General features: G+C 61.4%; 20 protein-coding genes, 1 tRNA gene and 1 pseudogene. 9 read left to right on the top strand and 13 right to left on the bottom strand.

Annotation, left to right across the window (positions count from 1 at the left end; all coding sequences use genetic code 11):
• Nucleotides 1-10: 10 nt before the first annotated feature.
• The 10 genes from Q4P21_RS09000 to eno form a co-directional block, all read right to left on the bottom strand.
• Nucleotides 11-1198, bottom strand: coding sequence for a TerC family protein (locus Q4P21_RS09000; RefSeq protein ID WP_303388442.1), 1188 nt, complete (start codon nt 1196-1198; stop codon nt 11-13).
• A gap of 115 nt (nt 1199-1313) precedes the next feature.
• Nucleotides 1314-2159, bottom strand: coding sequence for a Bax inhibitor-1/YccA family protein (locus Q4P21_RS08995; protein WP_303388441.1), 846 nt, complete (start codon nt 2157-2159; stop codon nt 1314-1316).
• Between the two features lie 170 nt (nt 2160-2329).
• A tRNA-Leu gene (locus Q4P21_RS08990) sits at nt 2330-2405 on the bottom strand.
• 64 nt (nt 2406-2469) lie between these two features.
• Nucleotides 2470-2970 carry a GNAT family N-acetyltransferase gene (locus Q4P21_RS08985; RefSeq protein WP_303388440.1) on the bottom strand — a complete coding sequence of 167 codons (501 nt, stop codon included), beginning with the start codon at nt 2968-2970 and terminating at the stop codon, nt 2470-2472.
• Between the two features lie 117 nt (nt 2971-3087).
• Nucleotides 3088-4530 carry an NAD(P)/FAD-dependent oxidoreductase gene (locus Q4P21_RS08980; RefSeq protein WP_303388439.1) on the bottom strand — a complete coding sequence of 481 codons (1443 nt, stop codon included), beginning with the start codon at nt 4528-4530 and terminating at the stop codon, nt 3088-3090.
• Nucleotides 4531-4601: 71 nt separating this feature from the next.
• A complete protein-coding gene (locus Q4P21_RS08975) occupies nt 4602-5981 on the bottom strand; it encodes a S8 family serine peptidase (protein ID WP_303388438.1) in 1380 nt (459 codons plus the stop codon).
• A 28-nt stretch (nt 5982-6009) separates the two neighbouring features.
• A complete protein-coding gene (locus tag Q4P21_RS08970) occupies nt 6010-6963 on the bottom strand; it encodes a Ppx/GppA phosphatase family protein (protein WP_303388437.1) in 954 nt (317 codons plus the stop codon).
• Between the two features lie 43 nt (nt 6964-7006).
• Nucleotides 7007-7624: a DUF501 domain-containing protein gene (locus Q4P21_RS08965; protein WP_303388436.1), complete on the bottom strand. Its 618-nt coding sequence runs from the start codon at nt 7622-7624 to the stop codon at nt 7007-7009.
• Between the two features lie 107 nt (nt 7625-7731).
• A complete protein-coding gene (locus Q4P21_RS08960) occupies nt 7732-8442 on the bottom strand; it encodes a septum formation initiator family protein (protein ID WP_303388435.1) in 711 nt (236 codons plus the stop codon).
• A gap of 157 nt (nt 8443-8599) precedes the next feature.
• Nucleotides 8600-9880, bottom strand: coding sequence for a phosphopyruvate hydratase (gene eno / locus Q4P21_RS08955; RefSeq protein ID WP_207345232.1), 1281 nt, complete (start codon nt 9878-9880; stop codon nt 8600-8602).
• A gap of 133 nt (nt 9881-10013) precedes the next feature.
• On the opposite strand from eno, the gene Q4P21_RS08950 reads away from it, so the two are divergent.
• The 9 genes from Q4P21_RS08950 to Q4P21_RS08910 all read left to right on the top strand — a co-directional run bounded on the left by Q4P21_RS08950 (nt 10014) and on the right by Q4P21_RS08910 (nt 16782).
• Nucleotides 10014-10388: a putative immunity protein gene (locus tag Q4P21_RS08950; RefSeq protein WP_369598883.1), complete on the top strand. Its 375-nt coding sequence runs from the start codon at nt 10014-10016 to the stop codon at nt 10386-10388.
• A 154-nt stretch (nt 10389-10542) separates the two neighbouring features.
• Nucleotides 10543-10845 carry an urease subunit gamma gene (locus tag Q4P21_RS08945; RefSeq protein ID WP_303388434.1) on the top strand — a complete coding sequence of 101 codons (303 nt, stop codon included), beginning with the start codon at nt 10543-10545 and terminating at the stop codon, nt 10843-10845.
• Between the two features lie 9 nt (nt 10846-10854).
• Nucleotides 10855-11178 (top strand): urease subunit beta, encoded by a 324-nt coding sequence (locus Q4P21_RS08940; protein ID WP_303388433.1) that lies wholly within the window; start codon nt 10855-10857, stop codon nt 11176-11178.
• Complete coding sequence (ureC, locus tag Q4P21_RS08935; protein ID WP_303388432.1) at nt 11175-12887, top strand: urease subunit alpha; 1713 nt, start codon at nt 11175-11177, stop codon at nt 12885-12887. Before Q4P21_RS08940 ends, ureC begins: the two co-directional genes overlap by 4 nt.
• Nucleotides 12888-12912: 25 nt before the next feature.
• Complete coding sequence (ureE, locus tag Q4P21_RS08930) at nt 12913-13398, top strand: urease accessory protein UreE (protein ID WP_303388431.1); 486 nt, start codon at nt 12913-12915, stop codon at nt 13396-13398.
• Nucleotides 13398-14111, top strand: coding sequence for an urease accessory protein UreF (locus tag Q4P21_RS08925; RefSeq protein WP_303388430.1), 714 nt, complete (start codon nt 13398-13400; stop codon nt 14109-14111). Before ureE ends, Q4P21_RS08925 begins: the two co-directional genes overlap by 1 nt.
• A gap of 39 nt (nt 14112-14150) precedes the next feature.
• Nucleotides 14151-14765 carry an urease accessory protein UreG gene (ureG, locus tag Q4P21_RS08920; RefSeq protein ID WP_207345238.1) on the top strand — a complete coding sequence of 205 codons (615 nt, stop codon included), beginning with the start codon at nt 14151-14153 and terminating at the stop codon, nt 14763-14765.
• Nucleotides 14762-15682 carry an urease accessory protein UreD gene (locus Q4P21_RS08915; RefSeq protein ID WP_303388429.1) on the top strand — a complete coding sequence of 307 codons (921 nt, stop codon included), beginning with the start codon at nt 14762-14764 and terminating at the stop codon, nt 15680-15682. Before ureG ends, Q4P21_RS08915 begins: the two co-directional genes overlap by 4 nt.
• A 23-nt stretch (nt 15683-15705) precedes the next feature.
• On the top strand, nt 15706-16782 hold the full coding sequence (locus Q4P21_RS08910) for a HoxN/HupN/NixA family nickel/cobalt transporter (protein WP_303388428.1): 1077 nt from the start codon (nt 15706-15708) through the stop codon (nt 16780-16782).
• On the opposite strand, the gene Q4P21_RS08905 is transcribed toward Q4P21_RS08910, so the two are convergent.
• From Q4P21_RS08905 to Q4P21_RS08895, 3 genes and pseudogenes are all read right to left on the bottom strand, one after another.
• Nucleotides 16758-17453, bottom strand: a complete 696-nt coding sequence (locus Q4P21_RS08905) for a MazG nucleotide pyrophosphohydrolase domain-containing protein (RefSeq protein WP_303388445.1) — start codon at nt 17451-17453, stop codon at nt 16758-16760. The two genes, Q4P21_RS08910 and Q4P21_RS08905, sit on opposite strands and share 25 nt — an antisense overlap.
• 46 nt (nt 17454-17499) lie before the next feature.
• On the bottom strand, nt 17500-18717 hold the full coding sequence (locus Q4P21_RS08900) for an adenosine deaminase (protein ID WP_303388427.1): 1218 nt from the start codon (nt 18715-18717) through the stop codon (nt 17500-17502).
• Nucleotides 18718-18750: 33 nt separating this feature from the next.
• Nucleotides 18751-19238, bottom strand: a pseudogene (locus Q4P21_RS08895) (hypothetical protein); the annotation flags it as partial.

The raw sequence follows: 19238 nt of genomic DNA, 5'->3' as shown, positions 1-19238 counted from the left end.
TTTCGTGCACCTAGCTGCCCAGGAATTCCTGGTGCTGCTGCTGCGCGTTTCCGACTTGCTCAAGAATCTCTTCTGAGTCCTTGTGCTTGTCGCGATACTTCGGCTCCATGGCCTCAATGATCGTGGCCTCCTCCATCAGCAGCGTGTAGACCCGCTCACGTTCAGTAGCGTCAGCCGTGTAGTCCAGGTCGAGGTAGTTGTCGGCATGACGTCGGGCGTTGTTCAGCACCGTCTGTGCCTTTCCGGACTTGCTCACAAGGGAGGCAACAATCGTCAGGGTAAGAACACCGATGATCACGATCAGCGAGAGCCCTGTGGAGATCTCGAAGACGGGGACGGGCTCACCGCCGTTGATGAACGGCAGGTTGTTCTCGTGCAGCGCGTGCAGCACCAGCTTGACACCGATAAAGGCCAGGATGGCGGCCAGCCCGTAGGACAAGTAGATGAGCCGGTCCAGCAGGCCGTCAAGCAGGAAGTACAGCTGGCGCAGGCCCATGAGCGAGAAGGCCGTCGCCGTGAAGACGATGTACACGTTCTGTGTCAGGCCGAAGATTGCGGGGATGGAATCCAACGCGAACAGCAGATCGGTGCCGCCAATAGCGACCATGACGAGCAGCATCGGGGTGAGCAGCTTTTTGCCGTTGACCACGGTGAACAGTTTGTCGCCGTCGTAGTTCTCCGAGGTATGGAAGAAGCGTTTGGCGAGCTTGATGATGAAGTTGTCTGCGTCGTCGCCTTCGCTGTCTTCTTCCTTGAGCAGGTTTCCGGCCGTGATCAGCAAGATGATGCCGAAGATGTAGAACATCCACGACCAGGTGTTGATGAGTGCAGCACCGGCGAAAATGAACGCCGTGCGAGCGATCAGGGCGAAGACGATGCCGAAGAGCAGCACTTTCTGCTGGTCCTCGCGGGGTACCTTGAAGCTTGCCATGATGACAAGGAAGACGAAGAGGTTGTCAACGCTCAGCGCTTTTTCCGTGATGTACCCGGCAAAGTACTCTCCGCCCATGGTGGCGCCGCCGAATGCGAACAGCACCACACCAAAGGCGAGGGCCAGACCCACATAGATGGAAGACCAGATGGCTGCTTCACGCAGGGTGGGGATGTGGGCTTTGCGGATGTGGAAGAAGTAGTCAAAGGCCAGCAGGGCAAGGATGACAACTATGGTGATGCCCCAGATCAGAGGGGATACGTTCATGGGCTGCTTTCGTAGGTTGCCTGCAACAGGCATGGGTTAGTGCGGTTTAGTAAACAACGCCCGGTCCAAATATTGGGCCGGGCGTTGGAAATGCTAGTGGGAAGGTTGGCGACTGTCAGTCATTGCCCCTCAGGATGGCCAAGAGGCGCAGGATCTCCACGTACAGCCATACAAGTGTGACTGTCAGGCCAAAAGCTGCCGTCCAGGAGTACTTGACGGGCAGGCCGTTCTGGACGCCCTTTTCAATCGAAGTGAAGTCCACGATCAACGAGAACGCGGCCAGTCCGATCGCAAACAGGCCAAGCACCACGCCGAAGGGGATGTTGGTGCCGGGGATGTCCATACTGCGGATGCCCCACGGACTGTTTGTGACGTTGAAGATCATCAAGCCGAAGTTGATCAACGAGAACAGTGCGTAACCGGCCAGTGCGATGATGAAAAAACGGGTCATCTTCGGGGTGGCACGGATCTTGGCGTTGCGGAACAACACCAGCGTCACAAGGAACACGCTGAGGGTTCCCAATACGGCCTGGACAACAATGCCGGGGTACGCCCCTTCGAGGAACATCGAAATGCCCCCAAGGAACATGCCTTCAAACAAGGCGTAGCCAAGGATGAGGAGGGGTGAGGGTTCCTTCTTGAACGAGTTCACCAAACCCAGGACCAGGCCGATGATCACCCCGGGCCACATCAATACCGGGATCATCCAGCCCAAGGCTGCGCCGACCAGCACCAGGGTCAGGGTGAAGACCGTTTTCATGATGACGTCGTCGTAGCCCATTCGGCCAGTCTGTGCAGGTCCCGCCGCAGGCTTGTTGTACAGCTCCTGCAGCTGTTGGGCAGAGAATTGGGCCTGGGCGGACATGGTGTCCGCACCGGCATTGACGTGCCCGCGCTTTGTTGCAGGGACGTCCTTGAAGTTCTTGTTATTGGCAAAAACCGGATTGCCGCCAAGTGCCATAGTGCTGAATCCTCCAAAATAGGGGGGTGAATAATGTTCTCAACTCTACCAAGTGCAAGATGCAGAAGGACGTTTTTGTTCCATCTGACTGACATTGCCAGTGCTTTGCCAGCAACGTTCATCCACTGTTCACCAAATAGCCATGTTCGCCACACCAACACGGACTTTGTTGGTACCCCAGGTCGGACTCGAACCGACACTTTACAGATTTTAAGTCTGGTGCCTCTGCCATTGGGCTACTGGGGCGGGACGGCCTTGATACGCCGGCTGCACACAACTTTACTGGATGGGCTGCCCACAAAAAAACCTGTTACCCGGAGGTGTTGAACGGTGGCGCATATGCGAACTGCCCATGCGTGCCGGGAACGAACGCATCCAACGCCCGGGCCATGAAATGCGAACCCCACGACGGGTCCGGGGAGTTGATGCCCAAGGAGTCCGCCGGTGCGAAACCAAACCGTGGGTAATATTCGGTACTGCCCAGCAGCACTATTGACGGCTCACCCAACGTATTGGCCGCCGTAATCGTGGCTCGCATCAGCGCTGTGCCCACTCCCTGTTTCTTCCGTTCAGGCAGCACGGCGATGGGGCCCAACCCCAGGGATTTGCTTTTACCGATCCAGCCTCGGGTGGTGATGACATGGCCTAAAAGTTCACCCCCGTCATCAGCCACCAATGAAAGCTCAGGAATGTACTCCCGTGAGGCGAACAGTCCCCGCAGCAGCCTGACTTCGACAGACTCTGGAAACGCCGCTGCAACGAGAGCCAGAATTTCTGGCCTATCCTCCGCCCGTTCACGCCGAATCTTCATGTTCGCAGTCTATTGCCCTTAGCAAAAGAGCGGCCAACAAAAAGCGGTCCTCCCCCAGTTCGAATGCAAACTGTGGGAGGACCGCCAATTATTATCTACTGCCTCAAATAGTGCGAACTACTTGGAAGCGACTGCTTCTTCCTTCTTTTCAACCGGTGCAGCTGCGGCAGGCGCATCGGCCGGCTTTGCAGCGGGCTTGGCTGCCGGGGTTGCGGCGGAAACGAAGGCCTTGCGCGGGTTGTCGAGGAATTCCAGCTGGGCCAGGTCGCGGCCTGCGAAGAAGGAGACGAACCAGTCCATGATGACGCGGAACTTGCGCTCCACGGTGGGCATGGCCAGGCCGTGGTAACCGCGGTGGGCAATCCAGGCCGGTGCACCCTTGAGCTGGATGCCCATGATCTTGGCAACACCCTTCCATTCACCGAAGCCGGCAACAGCACCAAGGTTCTTGTGCTTATAGCCCTTCAACGGCTTGTTGAAGCGACTGGCCCACAGGTTCTTCGCAAGGCGCTTGGCCTGGCGCAGGGCGTGCTGGGCGTTCGGAACACAGGTTCCGTCAGGCAGCCCTCCGGTAACATCCGGAACAGCCGCAACGTCGCCGGCAGCCCATGCGTTGTCAATGACACCGAACTCGCCGGTGATCTGCAGGTTCACGTTGGTCGAAACGCGGCCGCGGGGTTCCAGCGGGAAATCCGTGGAGCGCACCATCGGGTTGGCCATGACACCGGCGGTCCAGATGAGCGTGTCGGCGTCAAACTGCTGCGCCACGGTCTTGTCCGGCAGGTTGATGAGCTTGAGGTTCTTTTCCTCGGCGTTGTCCAGCGACGTGTTCAACAGGACCTCAACTCCCCGGCTGCGCAAGTGCTCGACAACCCAAAGAGCCTGCTTCTCGGTGACCTCGGGCATGATGCGGCCCATGGCTTCAACGAGGACGAAGCGCAGTTCGGACTGGTCAATGCGATCGTTGAACTTCACGGCGGCGCGGGCCATGTCCTCGAGCTCGGCGATGGTCTCGATGCCGGCAAAGCCGCCACCGACCACAACGAACGTCAAGTGGCGCTTGCGGGTCTCGGCGTCGGATTCGGTGGAAGCCTGCTCGATGAGGGACAGCACCTGGTTGCGCAGTGCAACGGCTTCCTCAATGGTCTTCAGGCCAATGCCGGACTCGGCCAGGCCCTTGATCGGGAAGGTGCGCGTCACGGCGCCGGCAGCCATGACAACGTCATGGTAGGGCAGCTCGAAAGGGGTTGCACCGTCAACCGGGGCAATGACAGCCGTCCGGTTCACGTGGTCAATGCTGGTCACGGAGCCCTGGATGAGCTCGGTCTGCTTCAGGTGCCTGCGGTAGGAGACGACGGCGTGCCGTGCCTCGATGTTGCCACCGGCAACTTCAGGCAGGAACGGCTGGTACGTCATGTAAGGCAGGGGATCAACGAGGGTGACGATGCCACCGGACTTCGCGATCTTCTTCTGCAGGTTAAGTGCCGTGTAGAGGCCGACGTAGCCGCCGCCAACTACCAGGACGCGCGGGCGTGCTGAAAAGGTGGGTGTGATTGCCATACGTCTATAATACAGAAGTTTGTGAAAACATTCACTAGCCTAGTGCACAACGCCGAAATTCGGCTTGAAGGCTAGTGCCGACGGTCTGCGAATGGATCCTCGGACGACTCTGAACCTGTCACTTTGCCGGTTCGACGGCGGATGAGCGCCACGTGGGTTCCGCCTGCCGCCAAGATCACGAGCAAAAGTCCCCCGGAGCCCAGCACCAAGGTTCGCGGCAGTGCGTTGGAGAGTTTGTCGGCCGGGATGGCCACCGGTGCGGCCACGTCAGTCAGCGTAGGTTTGGGCGCAAGCACAACAGGCTTGCCACCGCTCGCCGGCGGAGTCACCACTCCGCGACGGTGAACGCGAATCCATTCATCAATGCTCCCCAGCGGATTTTTCTCCACCACCGGGACGTCAGCGCTCAAGGCCGCTGCGGCGTCAAGCACCCCATAGCCATAAATCGCGTTGGGCACACCTTCACCCTTCGGAACGGCCGTTGAAATGATCCGGTTGATGACCTGGGCGGCGCTCATTTCGGGGTATTTGGAGCGGATCAGCGCCGCAACTCCGGACACTATCGGGGCAGCGCCGCTGGTGCCGCTCCAGCGCGCATACCCGCCACCGGGCAGTCCCCCGGCCAGATCTTCTGCGGGAGCGCTGACACCGATACTGATTCCCTGGGAGGAGGAATCCACGCTCGCGCTTCCATCCCGGTCAAGTCCGCCCACGGCTAGAACGCCGGGGATGGTGGCGGGTGCGCCCACCTGTTCGCTGCCGGATTTCCGGTTCCCGGCGGCGGCAACGATGACCACATCCTTCGCTTCGGCATAGGCAAAGGCGTCGTCCCAGCTCTGCGGCCAGGACGTGGACGTGCTGCCCAGCGACATGTTGATAACCTTCGCGCCAGCATCCACGGCCCACTTCACGGCAGCCGGGATCTGGTCGTCGATGTTTTTCCCTGACGGGTTCTCGCTGCCCAGCCATACGGAAACGCTGAGCAATTCCGCCTTGGGTGCAACCCCGACAACCCCATCAGGTCCGGCCCCGACGCTTGGTTTGTCGGCCGCCGTCGTGCTCGGTTTGGCAGAAGCGGAGGCTGAGGCGCCGCTCGCTTTGTGCCCGCGCCCGGCCAGCATGGTGGCCACCAAAGTCCCGTGTTCAGGTTCGGCGCCGACTCCCTTGGTGCCGTCGGCATTCCCGGCGCCGGACATGTCGATTCCGCCCGCCACGGCGCCTTTCAGGTCAATGTGGGACTTGTCGATGCCGCTGTCGATGACGGCCACCTTCACGCCTTCACCTTGGGAGACTTCCCACGCTTTCTGCACGCCAGATTGAGTCAGCCAGTATTCCCGGTTCCGAATATCGTCAGCCGATGCGGCAGGGGCTGCGACCACCGACAATGAACCGGCCAGGGCGAGGCTCAGCAACGCGGCCGCGACTTTACGCAGCCGTGGGACTAGCACCATGGGGTCTCGTTTCCTTGGGGATTTCGGGTCAGGCCCGGGCGGCACCCAAGGCAATCCCGTCAAGAATATCGTGTTCGCTGCTGGTTGCCGATTCGAGCCCTCGCGTGCTGATCCTTGCCAGGTAGCGCAACACGGTGCGCCAGATAAGTGCGCCCGCACCGATGACGTCGACCCTGCCTGGGTGCATGAACCCCAGCTCGGCCCGTTCTGCCCGGGTCATGGAAAGCAGTGACGTTGCCGCAGCGTCCACTGTTTCAAGAGGCACGACGGCGGCATGAATCGCCTCGCTTTGGTAGCTCGCCAACCCGAGGGCGTGGGCTGTGATGGTGGTGATGGAACCGGCCACACCAACAATGCTGTCCACCGCGTCCAACGCAAGCACAGCTGAAACGTCGGCAAGCTTTTCTTCAATGGCGGCTTCGGCAGCCAGGATTTCCGCCTCCGTGGGCGGGTCACTTTGCAGGTAGCGTTCAGTGAAGCGCACGCAGCCCATGTTGGTGCTGAGCGCCCCCTTGACCCCGGTGGCATCGCCTAGGACGAACTCGGTGCTTCCCCCACCCAGGTCAACGACAAGGACGTTCTGGTTCTCACGTACCGGCAGCACACTGACGGCCCCGGCAAAGGAAAGCGCTGCTTCCTCGGCGCCGCTGACAACTTCAGGCACCAGGCCGAGCCTGGCCTGGATGCCTGCAACGAATACGTCCCGGTTCCCTGCGTCACGAGTGGCACTCGTGGCCACGAATCGTACCCGTTCCACGGAAGCCTCACGGATCAGCACCGCGTAGTCGTCGACGGCGGCAAACGTCCGCTCGAGCGCCTCCTCCCCCAGCATGCCTGTGACATCCACGCCCTGGCCAAGCCTGACGACCCGCATCTCACGGTGCACGTCGCGCAGGTGTTGCCCGCCGTCGTCGGACACGTCAACATCGGCAATCAGCAAGCGGATGGAATTGGTTCCACAATCGATGGCGGCAACGCGCATGGGAGGACCTTTCTGCAGGTTCTATGACTCGGCGGGGGGCAGGTCAGCTGTTTTGCTGGTTCAGATGCTTCACGTGGCGGCTGAGGTCCTTGTTTGGGACAGGTGCCTGGTTGTCCCACGCACCGGCACAATGGCAGGTCTCGGCAGTCCACCACTGTGCCACGGCGGCCAGCGCCTCATCCCCCAACGGATTGATGCCGGGGCCCGCTGCCAGGGCGTGGCCTATCAGCACATGCAGACACTTTACGCGGGTGGGCATGCCTCCGGCTGAGATGCCGGCGATTTCCGGAACCGGGCCGGTGCCAGAACGCTCGCCGATGGCCTCGCGCGCCGCAATGTAGCTTTCGTGGGCGTGCCGGTAGGCGGCGGCAAGCTCAGTGTCAACGGCCAGGCGCTCTGTCATCTCATTCATGAGGCCGGCAGCTTCCAACCGGGAAGCGGCAGCGGTGAGCACGGGATGAGTCAGGTAATACGTGGTGGGGAAGGGTATTCCGTTGCTGAGCCGGGGGGCGGTGGCGGCCACAAGCGGGTTGCCACAGATGCAGCGTGCCGGGATTTCCACGACGTCGCGCACGGGGCGGTTCAACTGGCGGCTGAGCGTGTCCAAGTCCAACTGGGTGGGGACGCGTGCGTCCTTGGCGGAACTTTCAGTTGCGGACACGAGGGGCCTTTCATGGAACGGTCTCGATGCGCCCTGACATGACTGGGCTGGGGTTCTCCGCGGAGCGCGGGAGCATCGTGGTGTGGCGGGGTATTCAACCAGCCATTTTAGCCTGCTGCCGGCGTCTCGGGTGCAGGTGTCGGGGCCGGCACCGGTTCAGTTGCGGGCTTCGTCGGGGTACTGTGCACTTCGGCAGATTTCTGCACGGCCTCCCACAGACCGGCAACCCACGGCTCAACAGTGATTTCCGTGGCGATTTTTGCCGTTTTGCCTTCAGCCGATGTAGCTGCTGTGGAAAGGTCGGAACCTTCCGGGCTGCCGTCGGCGTTGGCTCCGTAGACCCAGTAGCCGGTTTCCCCCGGCATGAGCATGCTCACCCTGTCGCGGGCCTGCTGCTTGATGTAGGCGGGGTCATCCCAGCGGTTCAACTCGGCTTTTTGGACACCCTGCTCGGCCTCCTTGGCTGAAATGTCCTCCCGCAAGGCAGATATTTCTGCGCGCTGCTGCAAAAACGTGTGGACGTTGGGGGCCAGCAGCAAGGTGACGGCAGCCATGGCAAGGCCCAGAACCAGCAGCCGTCCGGAGAAGGACCGTGCCGGCACTGGACTGTTGCCCGCGGAGTGGATCACGCCATCGGAGAGGTGGCGCTCGGCAGGTTTGGACGTGGTTTGACGTTCTTTGACTTTGCCGCGTCCAGCGGCGGAGAAACCCTCGGCCTCAGCGGCAGGGCTTGGCACAGAAGCTGCAGCCTTGTCCGTGGGTTCGTTGATGCTGGAGGTAAATTTTGCTTTGGGTACAGGGGGCCGTCGCGTGGCCATTGTTCTCCTAGAGACTTCTGCCGATCAAAATCATCTTGCCGTGCTCCTGCCGCATCCCGAAGGGATTATCGAGGCGGGCTGCGGAAACGGCAAAGCCGCGGCAGCCGGACAAGGTGTGTTTCCCACCTTATCCAGCGGCCGCGGCCAGTGCAGCTATTTAGCCTTTGAAACGCGGGAACGCGCTGCGGCCTGCGTAGCGTGCGGCGTCGTCGAGCTCTTCTTCGATGCGCAGCAGCTGGTTGTACTTGGCAACACGTTCTGAACGGGCCGGGGCACCTGTCTTGATCTGACCGGCGTTGGTGGCAACGCAGATGTCAGCGATCGTGGTGTCTTCGGTCTCGCCCGAACGGTGCGAGGTGATGGTGGTGTAACCGGCGCGCTGGGCCATGGATACGGCATCCAGGGTTTCTGTCAGCGTGCCAATCTGGTTGACCTTCACCAGCAGCGAGTTGGCGGTGGCCGCCTCGATGCCGCGGGCAAGACGCTCAGGGTTGGTGACGAACAGGTCATCACCGACGATCTGAATCTTGTCGCCGATGGCGTCCGTGAGGGTCTTCCAGCCTTCCCAGTCATCTTCATCCAGGGGATCCTCGATGGAGACGAGCGGGTAGTCGCGGACGAGTTCCTCGTAGTAGGCGCTCATCTCGGAGGCCGTGAGGGACTTGCCTTCGAACTGGTAGGTGCCGTCCTTGAAGAACTCGGAGGAGGCTACGTCCAGAGCCAGCCCCACATCCTTGCCTGCTTCGTAGCCGGCACGCTTGATGGCTTCCAGGATCAGGTCCAGGGCTGCACGGTTGGAGGGCAGGTTCGGGGCGAAGCCGCCCTCATCGCCCAATCCGGTGGCCAGACCCTTTTCCTGCAGCACTGACTTGAGGTTGTGGTAGATCTCCACACCCCAGCGCAGGCCCTCGGAGAACGTGGAGGCACCCATCGGCACAACCATGAATTCCTGGATGTCAACGTCGGAGTCCGCGTGTGAGCCGCCGTTGAGGATGTTCATCATCGGCACAGGCAGCACGTGGGCGTTGGGGCCGCCCAGGTAGCGGTACAGCGGAAGTCCTGCGGACTCTGCGGCGGCACTTGCCACGGCAAGTGAAACACCCAAAATGGCGTTTGCGCCGAGCTTGGCCTTGTTGGGTGTGCCGTCCAGTTCCAGCATGAGCGAGTCGATCAGGCGCTGGTCGGTTGCATCAATGCCTTCCAATTCCGGGGCGATAACTTCCAGAACAGCCTCGACTGCCTGCAAAACTCCCTTGCCCTGGTAACGGCCCTTGTCCCCGTCGCGAAGCTCTACGGCTTCGAAAGCGCCGGTGGATGCTCCGGAGGGCACCCCTGCCCGGCCCATTGCGCCATCTTCGAGGAGTACTTCAACCTCAACGGTCGGGTTTCCACGGGAATCCAGAATTTCGCGTGCATGAATGGCTTCAATAAGTGCCACGTATTGCTCCTAATAGTCAGCTTTGTACGGTAGTTGTCGACCACGCTGTCGCCTCAATCGTAGCCGACGGCGTGATGGAGCACTCATTGCTACGCCCGGCAATCCGCCAGGCCCTTTCCTGTAGCGTTTGGCCATGATCCTTCCGAAGGTCAGGGACCCGCGTTTCGTGACGATCCGCCGCGGCGGGACGCTCACCGAGGCGGACCACCGTCTGCTCGCTCTTTGGGCCGCCTCATGCGCTGAGCACGTCCTGGGTCTCTTCGAGGCTGCCCACCCCGGTGATCAGCGGCCCCGCCAGGGAATCGAACACGCCAGGGCTTGGACGCGCGGTGAAGTAAAAATGATGGAGTCACGCGCTGCTGGAGGCCATGCCATGGCCGCAGCCAGAGAGCTCAGCGGGCGCAACTGCCGGAATCGATTCGCGAACTTGTCCTTGATGACCAGAAGCTGCGCAACAACATCTGCTGGTCGGTTTTTGAGTTCTGAGGCTTGGCTGGATCAGGTGTGACCGCGGCGTGATTTAACGCTTCAATACAGGGAAAACTCACAGTTTCCGGGTGTAATATCCTCAATGTCCAAGCCAAAAATGGAGGCCGGACGGTTCAGGCTGGAAGTGGCGTGGAACAAGCGGTTCCTCCATTCCCGCAGCCAAAGGAGCGGCCATGCATTTGTTGCCACGCGAGCAGGAAAAACTACTGATAGTCGTCGCCGCAGACCTTGCCCGGCGTAGACAACGGCGCGGTTTGAAACTCAACTTTCCCGAAGCCATAGCGATCATCAGCTATGAGCTGGTGGAAGGCGCCCGCGACGGACGGACAGTCGCAGACCTGATGAGTTACGGAACGACCATCCTGCATCAGGACGACGTCATGGACGGCGTTGCGGAAATGATCTCCGACGTCCAGGTCGAGGCCACCTTTCCCGACGGAACCAAGTTGGTCACCGTCCACCACCCGATCCGCTAGGAGGCGGCCATGAAGCCAGGTGAATTCGTCCTACGGAACGAACCCATTCGATGCAACACGGGGCGAGCAACGGCCACCATTGAGGTGACCAACACCGGCGACCGGCCCATCCAGGTCGGCTCGCATTACCATTTTGCGGAAACTAATCAAGCGCTGCACTTCGACAGGGACGCCGCCTACGGATTCCGGCTGGACATTCCGGCTGGCACGGCCGTGCGTTTCGAACCAGGCGATGCAAAAGCGGTGCAGCTGGTGGCGCTCGCCGGTACAAGGGAAGTGTATGGTCTGGCCAATCTGGTCAACGGACGCTTAGATGCGGAGGCTTCCAAATGAGCTTTGAAATGAGTCGGAAACAGTACTCGGACCTGTACGGGCCAACGGTTGGGGACGCAGTCCGGCTGGCCGACACCGAACTTTTTCTGGAAATCGAAAAGGACTTCACCGTCTATGGCGACGAAGTGGTGTTCGGCGGCGGAAAAGTCATCCGCGACGGCATGGGCCAGAACGGGCAGCTCGTGCGGGATGAGGACATTCCGGACACTGTCATCACGAACGTGATCGTGCTGGACTACACAGGAATTTACAAGGCGGACATCGCGTTGCGGGATGGGCACATCTTCCGCATCGGCAAGGCCGGCAACCCTTCCATCATGGATGGTGTGAACATTGTCATTGGCACCAGCACGGAGATCATTGCCGGCGAGAACCGGATTTTGACCGCTGGCGGCATTGACACGCACATCCATTTCATCAGTCCTGACCAAATCCCCACCGCGCTGGATTCCGGCATCACCACCATGATTGGCGGCGGCACGGGCCCTGCTGCGGGAACCAAGGCCACCTCCCTCACCCCTGGCAAATGGCATATCAGCCGCATGTTGCAGGCCCTGGACGGAGTACCCATGAACGTCGGGCTGTTCGGCAAGGGCCACGCTGGCGCCCTCGAACCCCTCGCCGAACAAATCCGTGCTGGCGCCATCGGGCTGAAAGTCCACGAGGACTGGGGCGCCACCACCTCTTCCATCGATAATTCATTAACGGTGGCCGACGAGTACGACGTGCAGGTGGCCATCCACACCGACACACTCAATGAATGCGGCTTTGTCGAGGACACCATCAAGGCCATCGCCGGCCGCGTGATCCACACCTTCCACACGGAGGGCGCCGGTGGCGGGCACGCCCCGGACATCATCAAGATTGCCGGCCTGCCCAACGTACTGCCGGCCTCCACCAATCCGACGCTGCCGTACACCCGCAACACCGCCGAAGAGCACCTGGACATGCTCATGGTGTGCCACCACCTGAACCCGGACATCCCGGAGGACGTGGCGTTCGCGGACTCCCGGATCAGGCCGGAAACCATTGCCGCCGAGGACGTATTGCAGGACATGGGCGTCTTTTCCATCATGTCCTCCGACTCACAGGCCATGGGCCGGGTGGGGGAAGTCATCCTGCGTACCTGGCAGGTGGCGGACAAGATGAAGATGCAGCGCGGCAAGCTCGACGGCGATACTGAGGTGGGCGATAACTTCCGGCTCAAGCGCTACGTCTCCAAGTACACGATCAACCCGGCCCTGGCCCAGGGCATCGCGGACACGGTGGGCAGCGTTGAGGAAGGAAAATTCGCCGACTTGGTGCTGTGGAACCCTGCCTTCTTCGGTGTGAAGCCTGCACTTGTCATCAAGGGGGGCCAAATAGTCGCAGCCCTCATGGGCGACCCCAACGGCTCCATCCCCACACCGCAACCGCAACTGATGCGCCCCATGTTTGGAGCGATGGGCAGTGCCGTGGCCCACTGCGCCATCACGTTCCTGTCCCAGGCGGCCATTGACGCCGGAGTGCCGGAGGAACTGGGGCTGCGCAAGCAGATCCGTTCCGTACACGGCATCCGGACACTGACCAAGGCGGATCTTAAGTTCAATGGTGAAACCCCCACCATTGACGTGGATGCTGAGACCTACACCGTGACAGTGGACGGCGTGGTGGCGACCTGTGATCCAGTGAATGAGCTGCCCATGACGCAGCGCTACTTCCTGTTCTAATAGAAACTCAAGAAGAGAGCATTTGATGATCGTTGATTCCGTCATCGGCAACATTTCTGACATGGCGGCCGCAGAGCTTGACGGTCTGCACCTTGAAAAAGTGCTGCTGGCCGGTGCAGACCTGTCCAAACGCATCCAACGCGTGCAAACCGATCACGGCAATGAGCTCGGTTTGCGCCTGCGCTCCACCGCCGGTGGTGCCGGGGACCTACGCGACGGTGACATCCTGTTCCGCGACGCAGCGTCGCTGATTGTGGTTTCCGTGCTGCCCACGGACGTGCTCGTCATCGCCCCGACCACCATCCTGGCCATGGGCACCGTGGCGCATCAGTTGGGCAACCGTCATCTGCAGGCGCAGTTCTTCGGTGCTGAAAGCGGCTACGGCGCAGAGGTCATGGTGGTTCCCTACGACCACACGGTGGTCCAACTGCTGGATCAGCTTCAGCTGCCGTACACCCGGCAGGAGCGCATCATGGCCGCACCGTTCCGGCATGCGGAGCACACGCACTGATGGGCTCCCAGGAAGTGCCACCGGTGCCGCCGTCGTACCTGCTGCCCTTGCTGCAGCTGTGTGACTCTGCGCTGCCCAACGGGGCTTTTAGCCATTCCTTCGGACTGGAAACGTACCTGGCACGCGGCGTTGTCCACGACGAGGAGGGCTTCACGGCCTGGCTGCGGCAGTTCATCGGCCAGCAGCTGGTGTACAGCGACGGGCTGGCACTTCGGCTGGTCATCGAGGCGTTGGAACGCGGAGCCCTTGCGGAGGTCTGGGAGTTGGACCGCCGCGTCACGGCCCAGGCCCTGCCACTGCAACTGCGCGGGGCCGGCATCAAGATGGGGCTGCGCATGGTGGAGATCGGCTCGGGCATCTTCCCCACGCCGGAACTGGATGAATACAGTGCCCAAATCAGTGCAGGCCGCTGCGCAGGACACACTGCCGTTGCCTTCGCGCTGACGGCGCACGGGCTGCGCATTCCACTGGCACAGCTGTTGCCCGCCTACTTCTTTTCCACGGCGACCTCATTGACCCAAAACGCAGTCCGCGCCATTCCACTGGGCCAAACCGCGGGCCAGCGTGTGCTGCGGCTCATGCACGACGACGTCGCTGCCGCTGCCACGGCGGTCATGACGTTGGAGCCCGGGGACTTGGGCGCCGTCGCCCCCGGTCTGGAGATTGCGCAGATGCGCCACGAATACCAGCGCGCCCGCATGTTCATGAGCTGAGACATATTCATACTTACGCAAATACACAAGGAGAACAGCATGGACGTCATTAAGATCGGCATCGGCGGACCCGTTGGCGCCGGTAAGACCCAACTCGTGGAGCGCCTGACCCGCCACATGAGCGGCGAAATTTCCATGGCGGCCATCACCAACGACATCTACACCATTGAGGATGCAAAAATTCTGGCGCAGAACGGCATTCTGCCACTGGACCGCATCATCGGCATTGAGACCGGCGGCTGCCCGCACACCGCCATCCGGGAGGACACCTCGATGAATGCGGCGGCGATCGCCGAGCTGATCCAGCGCCACCCCGATCTGCAGGTGGTGTTCGTGGAAAGTGGCGGCGACAACCTCTCCGCAACGTTCAGCCCAGAGCTGGTGGACTTTTCCATCTACATCATCGATGTGGCCCAGGGCGAGAAGATCCCGCGGAAGGCCGGTCAGGGCATGATCAAATCCGATCTGTTCATCATCAACAAGATCGACCTGGCCCCTTACGTGGGCGCCGATCTGTCCGTGATGGAACGTGATTCAAAGGAATTCCGTGGGGACAGGCCATTCTGCTTCACGAATTTGAAGACCGACGAGGGGCTGGACCATGTGATCGAATGGATCCGGCACGACGTGCTCATGCTTGACCTGGAACGGTGACAGCGGTGACAGCCTTGGCAGCGGTAGGTGAGGTGGCAGCGGTGACAGCGGCTCGTGCCGTGAAAGCACCCATGGGCGAGCTCCGGCTGGACATTGGCGTCCGCAACGGCCGCTCCCTGGCCACCGGGCAATATCACCGCGGGGCGCTGCGCGTGATTCGCCCCCACTATCTGGATGACTCCGGGCAGGTTTGCTACGTGACCGTCAATCCTGGCGGGGCCTACTTGGGCGGGGATCTGTACACCATGGACATCACGGTGGCCGAGCATGCCAGGTTGCTGCTGACCACACAGTCCGCCACGAAGATCTACAAGACGCCCAACTCGTACGCCGAACAGCGCCTGGCAGTGAAGCTGGCCGCAAACAGCTCTTTGGAGTACATGCCCGGCCAGCTCATCGCCTACCGCGGGGCAGCTTATCGGCAGAGCGCACTGATCGAGATGGATGCCAGCGCATCCCTCATCATGGCCGAGGTCCTCACCCCCGGCTGGTCCCCGGACGGGACGCCGTTCCGTTATGAGCAACTGCGGCTGCGCAATGAGATTCGCTACGGTGGCGAGCTGCTGGCCATCGACAACGTTTTACTCACGCCCACTTCAGCGGGGACGGCCGCCGTCGTCGGTCGGCCCGTGGCGGACATCGCTGGACTGGCGTTCATGGAGGGATTCAGCCACTTGGGTTCGCTGCTGGTGGTGGATGCGCGGATTGATGCCGCCCTCGTCGCTGAACTGCAGCAGTTGCTGCTCAAGTACGAGCCGGATACGCTCACCGGCATCTCGCTGCTCAACGGTCCGGGCTTCGTGGTGCGTGCACTGGCCGGGAGCACCACGGTGCTCACCTCGATGATGGACGAACTTACGGGACTGCTGCGGGAGCGCTGGTTTGGCCAGGCCCCGCTCAATCTGAGGAAATACTGACCATCCGGATCAAGGAGAATCGCATGAGCACTGCAGAACGACGGCGGATCATCCTCATGTTTGCCGCGATCACACTGCTGCATGTGGTGGGGTTCGCCGTCTTCATCCTCTTCGTCGTCCCCGGACATTATCAAGGGCTGGGCATCGGCATCGCCGTGCTGGCCTATTCACTCGGGCTTCGACACGCGTTCGACGCCGACCACATCTCCGCGATCGACAACACCACCCGCAAACTGCTGGCTGATGGCAAACGTCCGCTTAGTGTCGGGTTCTGGTTCTCACTGGGTCACTCAACCATCGTAGTCGGCATCGGAGTTGCCATCGTGGTTGCCGAGAAGGCCGTTTACCACGCACTCTCGGACGACAACTCCACCCTCGAACAATTCGGCGGGATCTTCGGCACTGTCGTCTCCGCTTCCTTCCTGTTCCTGATTGCCCTGCTGAACTTGGTTATCCTTGTCGGCATCCTCAAGGTCTTCCGTTCAATGCGGCGCGGCAGCTACGACGAGGCGGAATTGGAGCAGCAGTTGCAAAACCGCGGGTTCATGAACCGTTTTTTCCGGCGTTGGACGAACACCATCGACAAGGAATGGAAAATGTATCCGCTGGGGGTGGTGTTCGGCTTGGGCTTTGATACGGCCACCGAGGTGACATTGCTCGCCACCACGGCACTCTTGGCGAGCCAGAGCCTGCCGTTCTATGCCATCTTGTGCCTGCCCATCCTCTTCACCGCCGGTATGACATTGCTGGACACGCTAGACGGGATCTTCATGAACTTCGCCTACTCGTGGGCGTTCTTCAACCCCGTGCGGAAGGTCTACTACAACTTGGCCATCACCGGGCTTTCAGTGGCCATTTGCTTCTTCATCGGCGGGATTGAAGTGCTCGGGCTGGTGGGAAAGCAATTGAGTTTCCTCCAAGGCTCGTTCTGGGACTTCATGACCAATTTTGACACCAACAAAGCCGGCTTCGTGATCGTCGGCATGTTCGTGCTCTGCTGGGCCGTGGCGGGAGCGTACTGGAAGTTTGGCCGGGTCGAGGAGAGGTGGTCAGCCAGCCAGCTCACGGCAGGCGGTCAAAGTGGGTCCGAACGGCCCTGAAAGTCCCGCACCGCAATGCGCAGCGCCCGTTCCGCATCGAGGCCCTGCCGTTGTGCCACGCGCACGACGTCGAAGAGCACCTTCCCGAGCTGCTCTTCCGTCACGATGTGCTCAGCGTCCGGCGATCCGGCTCCCAGCGGCGCGTCGGCGGGCGGCATGGCGAGTCCCGCGCGGGCAGCACGTTCCAACGACTTTTGTGCCATGGCCAGCGCCGGTAGCGACCGCGGAATGCCGGCAAAGGGGCCCTTGTCTGGTGCTGCGGGGTCCGGTGGGGGTTCCCCGTTCGCAGTAGAATTTGCCGCTCGCTCCTCGGCTTTGACGCGCTCCCAGGTTTCCTCGATCTCGGCGATGGTGGCCGGGAACGTTTCCTGCAGGCCGCCGTCGGCCTGGAAAACATGGGGGCTGCGGCGGATCAGTTTTTCGCTGAGCCCGCGGGCCACATCTGCAAGCACAAAGTTGCCTGCTTCTTCGGCCAAGCGGGCATGCAGCACCACTTGGAGCAGGATGTCACCCAGTTCGGCGGCGACGTGGTCACTGCGGCCGGTTTCAAGGGCCTCGATGAGTTCGTAGGATTCCTCCAACAAATAGGTGGTGAGGGAATCGTGTGTCAGAGCGGCCGTCCAGGGGCAGTGCTCACGCAGCGCAGCCACGACGGCGACAAGGCGGGCCATTTCATCCGAGGATGATGCGGCCCGCCCGTCATTGTCGTTCAGTGGGTCAGTCTTCAAGCCCGGCATCATCCAAGTCTGATGCGCCGAAGGCTTCAAAGCCCTCCGAGTCTTCGAAGTCGTCAATTTCATCCATGGCATCCTCGAAGTTCTCAATGATGAACTCGGCCAGCTCTTCGCGGGCTTCGATCGGCAGGAACGTGGCGTGCACGGCGTTGAGGGTCATCTCCAGCACGGTGTCCAGGCCGTAGCCGAACGTCTCCACCAGCAGGCCGAACTCGCCCGAGAGCGTCGTCCCGCTCATGAGCCGGTTGTCGGTATTCACGGTGACGTTGAAACCGAGCTGGTACAGCAGGTCAATGGGGTGTTCTGCCAAGGTGGTGCCAAACGCTGCAATGGCTCCGGTCTGCAAGTTCGACGACGGGCACAGCTCCAGCGGGATCTGGCGGTCGCGCACCCACTGGGCCAAGTCGCCCAAGGTGAGCGTGCCGACGTCGTTCCCGTCTTCTTCCTGCACGTCAAGGTGGATGTCCTCGGCGATGCGCACGCCGTGGCCCAGGCGCAGCGCACGGCCGTGGACCAGGGCGTCCTGGATGCTGTCGAGCCCGGCGGCCTCTCCGGCGTGAACGGTTGCCGGGAAGTTGTTCTCGGCCAAGTACGTGAAGGCCTCGGTGAAGCGGGAGGGCAGGAAGCCGTCCTCGGCACCGGCAATGTCAAAACCCACCACGCCGTTGTCGCGGTGGCGCACGGCAAGCTGGGCGATCTCGTCGCCGCGGTCTGCATGGCGCATGGCCGTGATGATCTGCCCGACCTCAATGTAGCCGCCAGCCTCGTCCACAGCGTCCATGCCTTCTTCAAGGCCCAGCTGAACAGCTTCGACGGCCTCGTCCAAGTCCAGTCCTGCGGTGAGGTGCTGTTCGGGTGCCCAGCGGACTTCTCCGTACACCACCCCGTCCTCAGCCAGGTCTTCAACAAATTCATGGGCCACACGGACCAGGGCGTCATGGGTCTGCATGACGGCCACGGTGTGGTCAAAGGTCTCCAGATAACGTTCAAGCGAGCCGGAATCGGCCGAGTTCACAAACCACTCGCGCAGTTCTTCGGGATCGGTGGACGGAAGTGAATGGCCCACCTCCGCCGCCAGCTCGATGATCGTTTCCGGACGCAACCCGCCGTCCAGATGGTCGTGCAGGGATACCTTTGGCAGCGATTTGAGGTCCACAACGGGGATGGACGGGGCTGCATGTTCTGAAGTTGGGTTAGTCACATTCCCCACTCTAGGGATGTGTTCCGCGCGGCGCTAGTTGTGCCGTTTGGCCATGACCGATGCCGACGCGGTCGCGTGGGCGTTGGGGTGGGCATTAGGGTAGGCCGGGTGTAGCGCCGGAGGCTGGATTTGCGCCACAATCGCGGGGATGAGCACTGAATCTCCGGTACAGCTGTGCCGCCCGTCAGCTGCGTCCACGTTCGCCATGGGCGCATCCGTCGCACTGCCGTCGCTGCCGTCTGCCGTGGATTCGGGCTCTGTTGTCCTCTCCTCGCTGGTTGCCCTGTCGGCGGTCGGCGCTGCGGTTGTTGCGGGGTCGGTTGCCGACCCTTTGGCTGAGCCGGTTGCTGAGTCCTTAGCTGAATCGTTTGTTGCTGCGGCAAGCCGCGCAGCAGCGGCTGCTGCCTGCACCTGCGCGGCATGCCGGGCAGCCATGAGGCCCGGCTCCGGCCGGGGTTCCAACTTTCCGCGTCTTTCCAGAAAGTGGTGTATCAATCTCATGCCGTGGTCCACCAGAAAAC

Origin of the sequence: Arthrobacter sp. (assembly GCF_030540645.1) — a bacterium.
Taxonomy (GTDB): Bacteria; Actinomycetota; Actinomycetes; order Actinomycetales; family Micrococcaceae; genus Specibacter.
The sequence above is the reverse complement of the archived record's forward strand: the minus strand, read 5'-3'. Positions and strand labels throughout refer to the sequence as shown.

Coding starts and splice junctions, on each gene's coding strand:
- Q4P21_RS09000 (WP_303388442.1), bottom strand. CDS start 1,198: ATGAACGTATCCCCTCTGATCTGGGGCATCACCATAGTTGTCATCCTT.
- Q4P21_RS08995 (WP_303388441.1), bottom strand. CDS start 2,159: ATGGCACTTGGCGGCAATCCGGTTTTTGCCAATAACAAGAACTTCAAG.
- Q4P21_RS08985 (WP_303388440.1), bottom strand. CDS start 2,970: ATGAAGATTCGGCGTGAACGGGCGGAGGATAGGCCAGAAATTCTGGCT.
- Q4P21_RS08980 (WP_303388439.1), bottom strand. CDS start 4,530: ATGGCAATCACACCCACCTTTTCAGCACGCCCGCGCGTCCTGGTAGTT.
- Q4P21_RS08975 (WP_303388438.1), bottom strand. CDS start 5,981: ATGGTGCTAGTCCCACGGCTGCGTAAAGTCGCGGCCGCGTTGCTGAGC.
- Q4P21_RS08970 (WP_303388437.1), bottom strand. CDS start 6,963: ATGCGCGTTGCCGCCATCGATTGTGGAACCAATTCCATCCGCTTGCTG.
- Q4P21_RS08960 (WP_303388435.1), bottom strand. CDS start 8,442: ATGGCCACGCGACGGCCCCCTGTACCCAAAGCAAAATTTACCTCCAGC.
- Q4P21_RS08950 (WP_369598883.1), top strand. CDS start 10,014: ATGATCCTTCCGAAGGTCAGGGACCCGCGTTTCGTGACGATCCGCCGC.
- Q4P21_RS08945 (WP_303388434.1), top strand. CDS start 10,543: ATGCATTTGTTGCCACGCGAGCAGGAAAAACTACTGATAGTCGTCGCC.
- Q4P21_RS08940 (WP_303388433.1), top strand. CDS start 10,855: ATGAAGCCAGGTGAATTCGTCCTACGGAACGAACCCATTCGATGCAAC.
- ureC (WP_303388432.1), top strand. CDS start 11,175: ATGAGCTTTGAAATGAGTCGGAAACAGTACTCGGACCTGTACGGGCCA.
- ureE (WP_303388431.1), top strand. CDS start 12,913: ATGATCGTTGATTCCGTCATCGGCAACATTTCTGACATGGCGGCCGCA.
- Q4P21_RS08925 (WP_303388430.1), top strand. CDS start 13,398: ATGGGCTCCCAGGAAGTGCCACCGGTGCCGCCGTCGTACCTGCTGCCC.
- ureG (WP_207345238.1), top strand. CDS start 14,151: ATGGACGTCATTAAGATCGGCATCGGCGGACCCGTTGGCGCCGGTAAG.
- Q4P21_RS08910 (WP_303388428.1), top strand. CDS start 15,706: ATGAGCACTGCAGAACGACGGCGGATCATCCTCATGTTTGCCGCGATC.
- Q4P21_RS08905 (WP_303388445.1), bottom strand. CDS start 17,453: ATGGCCCGCCTTGTCGCCGTCGTGGCTGCGCTGCGTGAGCACTGCCCC.